Below are 6,010 nucleotides of genomic sequence, written 5' to 3'. Positions count from 1 at the left end.
CAATCCGCGCGTGCGCATCGCGGCGCCGGCCGGCGTCGCCGTCGCGCTGGTGGCGGTCGGCCTCGCGCTGTCGCAGGCCGCCTGGACCGTCCCCGCGAACGCGCCGCTGACGGTCCGGCTGCTGCAGGGCAACGTGAAGCAGGACATCAAGTTCGAGGAAGCCGGCATCGACGCGGCGATCAAGATGTACCAGCAGATGATCACCGACAAGCCCGCCGACCTGATCGTCACGCCGGAAACGGCAATCGCGGTGATGATCCAGGAGCTGCCCGAGCCGTTCGCGCGCGCGGTGCGCAAGTTCAGTGACGACACGGGCTCGTCGGTGCTGTTCGGCGCGGTCGGCGCGTCGGTGACCGAGGACGGCCGCTACGTCGACTACACGAACAGCCTGTACGGCGTGACGCCGAATTCGCGCGATATCTACCACTACGACAAGCACCATCTGGTGCCCTTCGGCGAGTTCATCCCGTGGGGCTTCCGCTGGTTCGTCGACCTGATGAAGATGCCGCTCGGCGATTTCGCGCGCGGCGCGCCCGTGCAGAAGCCGTTTTTCGTGCGCAACCAGCCGGTGATGGCCGACATCTGTTACGAGGACATCTTCGGCGAGGAGATTGCCTCGACGATTCGTGACAATCCGCAGCCGCCCGGCGTGCTCGTCAACGTGACGAACCTCGCGTGGTTCGGCGACACGATCGCGCTCGACCAGCACCTGCAGATCGCGCGGATGCGCGCGCTCGAGACCGGCCGGCCGATGCTGCGCTCGACCAACACCGGCATGACGGCCGCGATCGACGCGCACGGCCGCGTGCTCGGCCAGCTCAAGCCGTTCACGATCGGCTCGCTCGACGTGCGGATCGAAGGCACGAGCGGCTTCACGCCGTATGTGACGAGCGGCAACACCACCGTGCTCACGGTGTCGTTCGTGCTGCTCGCGTTCGGGTTCACGTTCGGGCCGGGGCTGCGCCGGCGCAACGGCCAGCCGGCGCGCCGCGACCGGCAGGTGTGACGCGGCGGGCCTCAGTCTTCGCGCGCCGGCCAGATGCGCGACCGACGTGCCCACCGCGATCACGAGATCCAGCGCACCGATGAATGCGGCCGTGTCGTCGAAGCTCGCCAGCTCGGCGGAGTGATCGACGATCGGCAGGCCGGCACGCCGGAGCGGCATCGAGGCCCCTTTGCCGCGTTCCGGCCGCATCCCCCCGCCGATCCGGTAAAATTACGGGTTTCAGCACACTAACAAGCCGCGCCGCCGCGCGAGCCGCCCCCGGACACCGCCCGGGATGCCGCCCGCAACGGAGCGCCCGCGCCACGAAGGCTCTTCATGCTTACGTTTCAGCAAATCATCCTGACATTGCAGTCCTACTGGGACAAGCAGGGTTGCGCCCTGCTGCAGCCCATCGACATGGAAGTCGGCGCAGGCACGTCGCACGTCCACACGTTCCTGCGCGCGGTCGGCCCCGAGCCGTGGCGCGCCGCGTACGTGCAGCCGTCGCGCCGCCCGAAGGACGGCCGCTACGGCGAGAACCCGAACCGCCTGCAGCACTACTACCAGTACCAGGTCGTGCTCAAGCCGGCGCCGGAGAACATCCTCGATCTCTATCTCGGCTCGCTGGAAGCGCTCGGCTTCGACCTGAAGCAGAACGACGTGCGCTTCGTCGAGGACGACTGGGAGAACCCGACGCTCGGCGCGTGGGGCCTCGGCTGGGAAGTGTGGCTGAACGGGATGGAAGTCACGCAGTTCACGTACTTCCAGGAAGTCGGCGGCCTCGAGTGCAAGCCCGTGCTCGGCGAAATCACGTACGGTCTCGAGCGCCTCGCGATGTACCTGCAGAAGGTCGAGAACGTGTACGACCTCGTGTGGACCGAGTGGGAAGAGCAAGGCCCGAACGGCCCCGAGCTGCGCCGCCTGTCATACGGCGACGTCTACCACCAGAACGAGGTCGAGCAGTCGACCTACAACTTCGAGCATGCGAACGTCGACCTGCTGTTCACGTTCTTCAACAGCTACGAAGCGGAAGCGAAGAAGATGATCGACGCGCAGCTCGCGCTGCCCGCGTACGAACTCGTGCTGAAGGCCGGCCACACGTTCAACCTGCTCGACGCACGCGGCGCGATCTCGGTCACCGAACGCGCGGCGTACATCGGCCGCATCCGCGCGCTGTCGCGTCTCGTCGCACAGGCTTACTACGAATCGCGCGAGAAGCTCGGCTTCCCGATGCTCGGCAATCCGCCGGGCGTGCCGGGCCTCACCTCGGATGCCCAGGAAGCCGCGCAGCCGGCCTGGGTGCCGCCGCTCAAGGTCGAACGCAACATCGATCAGGTCTGACGAGATTTCTTCACATCATGACGCACAATCAATCCGCCCCCCTGCTCGTCGAACTGCTGACCGAAGAGCTGCCGCCGAAGGCCCTCGCGCGCCTCGGCGATGCCTTCGCCGAAGGCCTCGCGCAACGCCTCGCGGCACGCGACCTCGTCGACGGCGAACTCGTGTTCGAACGCTACGCGACGCCGCGCCGCCTGGCGGTCGTCGTGCAGAACGTGCGCGCCGTCGCACCGGAAAAGCAGGTCCGTGAAAAGGTCCTGCCCGTGTCGGTCGCACTCGACGCGGAAGGCAAGCCCACCGCACCGCTCGCGAAGAAGCTCGCGGCGCTCGGCCACCCGAACCTGTCGATCGCCGATCTCGAGCGCGCGCAGGACGGCAAGGCCGAGGCGTTCTTCGTCAACTATTCGGCCGCCGGCGCGACGCTCGCCGACGGGCTGCAGGCCGCGCTCGACGAAACGCTCGCGAAGCTGCCGATCCCGAAGTTCATGACCTACCAGCGCCCGGACGGCTCCGACGTGAAGTTCGTGCGCCCCGTGCATCGCCTGACGGTGCTGCACGACGATCGCATCGTGCCCGTCACCGCGTTCGGCATCGACGCCGGCGACACCACGCTCGGCCACCGCTTCCTGTCCGACGGCCTCGTCGCGATCCAGCATGCGCGCGCGTATGCCGACACGCTGCGCGACAAGGGCCGCGTGATCGCGCACTTCGGCGACCGCCGCGAAACGATCCGCACGCAGCTGAACGAGCACGCGAACGGCGATACCGTCGTGATGCCCGACGCGCTGCTCGACGAAGTGACGTCGCTGGTCGAATGGCCGGTCGTCTATCCGTGCCGCTTCGAGGACGAATTCCTGCAGGTGCCGCAGGAATGCCTGATCCTGACGATGCAGACGAACCAGAAGTATTTCGCGCTGACCGACGTCGCCGGCAAGCTGCGCTCGCGCTTCCTGATCGTGTCGAACATCGAGACGAAGACGCCGGGCGAGATCATCGAAGGCAACGAGCGCGTCGTGCGCCCGCGCCTCGCCGATGCGAAGTTCTTCTTCGAGCAGGACAAGAAGAAGCCGCTCGCCGACCGCGTACCGCTGCTCGCGAACGTCGTCTATCACAACAAGCTCGGCTCGGCGCTCGCGCGCGTCGAGCGCCTCGAGGTGCTGGCCGGCGAGATCGCGCCGGCGATCGGCGCCGACGTCGCGCACGCGAAGCGTGCCGCGCGCCTCGCGAAGGCCGACCTGCTGACCGACATGGTCGGCGAGTTCCCGGAGCTGCAGGGCACGATGGGCACGTACTACGCACGCCACGACGGCGAGCCGGACGACGTCGCCGTCGCGTGCACCGAGCACTACCAGCCGCGCTTCTCGGGCGATGCGCTGCCGACGACCCCCGTGTCGACCGCGGTCGCGCTCGCCGACAAGCTCGAGACGATCGTCGGAATCTGGGGCATCGGCCTCGCGCCGACCGGCGAGAAGGATCCGTTCGCGCTGCGCCGCCACGCGCTCGGCGTGCTGCGCGTGCTGCTCGAGAAGCAGCTGCCGCTCGATCTCGTGTCGCTGCTGCGCATCGCATACGCGCGCTTCGCTGCCGTGCCGGACGTCGCCGAATCGACCGACGCGATCTTCGCGTTCTTCATGGACCGCCTGCGCGGCCTGCTGCGCGAGCGCGGCTATACGGCGGGCGAAGTCGATGCGGTGCTGAGCCTGAACCCGACGCGTGTCGACGACCTTGTCGCGCGCCTCGACGCGGTGCGCGAGTTCACGCGCCTCGCGGAAGCCGAAGCGCTCGCGGCCGCGAACAAGCGGATCTCGAACATCCTGAAGAAGTCGGAAAGCGGCGCGAACGGCGCAGTGCAGCCGACGCTGTTCGTCGAAGCGGCCGAGAAGGCGCTGCACGAGCAGCTCGCGGCCGTCACGCCGCGCGTGCAGTCGCAGCTCGAGGCACGTGCGTACACGGGCGCGCTGTCGGCGCTCGCCGCGCTGCGCGCGCCGGTCGACGCGTTCTTCGACGGCGTGATGGTCAACGCCGACGATCCGGCGCTGCGGGCGAACCGCCTCGCGCTGCTCGCCGCGCTGCACCAGCAGATGAACTGCGTCGCGGACATCTCGAAGCTCGCCGCATAAGGGCCGCACGATGCCGACCAGTCCCAACAGGAAGCTCGTCGTCCTCGACCGGGACGGCGTGATCAACGTCGATTCGGACGCGTTCATCAAGACGCCCGACGAGTGGATCCCGCTGCCCGGCAGCCTAGAGGCGATCGCCCGGCTCAACCACGCGGGGTATCGCGTGGTCGTCGCGACCAACCAGTCCGGTATCGGCCGCGGCCTGTTCGACATGGCCACGCTCAACGCGATGCATCTGAAGATGCATCGCGCGGCGGCCGCGGTCGGCGCGCGCATCGACGCGGTGTTCTTCTGCCCGCACACGGCGGAAGACCACTGCGACTGCCGCAAGCCGAAGCCCGGCATGATGCAGATGATCGCCGAGCGCTTCGAGATCGATCCCGATCACACGCCCGTCGTCGGCGATTCGCTGCGCGACCTGCAGGCCGGCGTCGCGCTCGGGTTCCGGCCGCATCTCGTGCTGACCGGCAAGGGCAAGAAGACGCTCGCCGCGGGCAACCTGCCGCCCGGCACGAAGGTGCACGACGACCTGCGCGCGTTCGCGCTCGATTTCCTTTCAAACGACCACGAGTGATGCGGCCGCCGCGCGCATCCTCCCTTACGCCAGACACACGCCGATGCGCTTTGTCCGTTCCCTGCTGCTGCTGATCTATTTCATCGTGTACACGGTGCCGTACGCAACCGCGTGCTTCATCGCGTTCCCGTTCCTGCGCCCCGACGCGCGCTACTGGATGGCGGCCGGCTGGTGCAAGTCCACGCTGTGGGCCGCGCGCTGGCTGAACGGCATCCGCTATCGGATCGAAGGCTACGAAAACCTGCCCGACGGCCCGGTGGTGCTGCTGTCGAAGCACCAGTCCGCGTGGGAAACGGTCGCGTTTCCGGCGCTGATGCCGAAGCCGCTCTGCTACGTGTTCAAACGCGAGCTGCTGTACGTGCCGTTCTTCGGCTGGGCGCTCGGGATGCTGCACATGGTCCACATCAACCGCAAGGAAGGCAAGCACGCGTTCGACTCGGTGATCCGCCAGGGCAAGAAGCGGCTCGCGGAAGGCGCGTGGGTGATCATGTTCCCGGAAGGCACGCGCACGCCGGTCGGCAAGCAGGGCAAGTACAAGACGGGCGGCGCGCGCTTCGCGATCGAGGCGGGCGCGCAGGTCGTGCCGATCGCGCACAACGCAGGCCGCGTGTGGCCGCGCAACTCGTTCACGAAATTCCCGGGCACCGTCACGCTGTCGATCGGCAAGCCGATCGATGTCGCGGGCCTCACGCCCGACGTATTGAACTCGCGAGTCGAAGCGTGGATCGAAGCGGAAATGCGTCGCATCGATCCGGACGCGTACAGCGCGGCCGGCAGTACGGAAAAGCGCAATGCCGCGCGTGTCTGATTCACCCGGGTTGCATCCGTTGTTGCGTACGACAAGACGAAGCGAACTGATGAAGAAGAAGCGCCCGCGGCCACGACCCGCTGTCGTGGCCCTCGACCATCGCCAGCTGGATCTGCCGCTCTTCGACGGGCCGGGCGCCGCACCGTCGTCACCTGCCACGCCCGCCTCGCCCGCCACTCCGCCGG

5 protein-coding genes and 1 pseudogene are annotated in these 6,010 nt (G+C 67.8%); all 6 read left to right on the top strand.

What is annotated here, in order from left to right; all coding sequences use genetic code 11:
• Positions 1 to 1,006 (top strand): apolipoprotein N-acyltransferase (gene lnt, locus G3N94_RS39250; RefSeq protein ID WP_205799577.1); only part of this gene is annotated, 1,006 nt, incomplete at its 5' end.
• Positions 1,007 to 1,321: 315 nt separating this feature from the next.
• A complete protein-coding gene (gene glyQ, locus G3N94_RS39245; RefSeq protein ID WP_205799576.1) occupies positions 1,322 to 2,326 on the top strand; it encodes a glycine--tRNA ligase subunit alpha in 1,005 nt (334 codons plus the stop codon).
• Positions 2,327 to 2,343: 17 nt separating this feature from the next.
• Positions 2,344 to 4,443, top strand: a complete 2,100-nt coding sequence (glyS, locus tag G3N94_RS39240; RefSeq protein WP_205799575.1) for a glycine--tRNA ligase subunit beta — start codon at positions 2,344 to 2,346, stop codon at positions 4,441 to 4,443.
• 10 nt (positions 4,444 to 4,453) lie between these two features.
• The gene (gene gmhB, locus G3N94_RS39235) at positions 4,454 to 5,017 is read left to right on the top strand and encodes a D-glycero-beta-D-manno-heptose 1,7-bisphosphate 7-phosphatase (protein ID WP_205799574.1); all 564 of its coding nucleotides are present in this window, start codon (positions 4,454 to 4,456) and stop codon (positions 5,015 to 5,017) included.
• A gap of 43 nt (positions 5,018 to 5,060) precedes the next feature.
• Positions 5,061 to 5,825: a lysophospholipid acyltransferase family protein gene (locus tag G3N94_RS39230; protein WP_205799573.1), complete on the top strand. Its 765-nt coding sequence runs from the start codon at positions 5,061 to 5,063 to the stop codon at positions 5,823 to 5,825.
• Positions 5,826 to 5,874: 49 nt separating this feature from the next.
• Positions 5,875 to 6,010, top strand: a pseudogene (locus tag G3N94_RS39225) (metal-dependent hydrolase); the annotation flags it as partial.

It is taken from the genome of Burkholderia sp. Ac-20353, assembly GCF_017104785.1.
GTDB lineage: Bacteria > Pseudomonadota > Gammaproteobacteria > Burkholderiales > Burkholderiaceae > Burkholderia.
Note: the sequence above shows the minus strand (reverse complement) of the source record. Positions and strands in the feature narration are given on the sequence as shown.

What these genes read in the sequence shown, in the direction of transcription:
- glyQ (WP_205799576.1), top strand. Translation starts at nt 1,322, where the DNA reads ATGCTTACGTTTCAGCAAATCATCCTGACATTGCAGTCCTACTGGGAC.
- glyS (WP_205799575.1), top strand. Translation starts at nt 2,344, where the DNA reads ATGACGCACAATCAATCCGCCCCCCTGCTCGTCGAACTGCTGACCGAA.
- gmhB (WP_205799574.1), top strand. Translation starts at nt 4,454, where the DNA reads ATGCCGACCAGTCCCAACAGGAAGCTCGTCGTCCTCGACCGGGACGGC.
- G3N94_RS39230 (WP_205799573.1), top strand. Translation starts at nt 5,061, where the DNA reads ATGCGCTTTGTCCGTTCCCTGCTGCTGCTGATCTATTTCATCGTGTAC.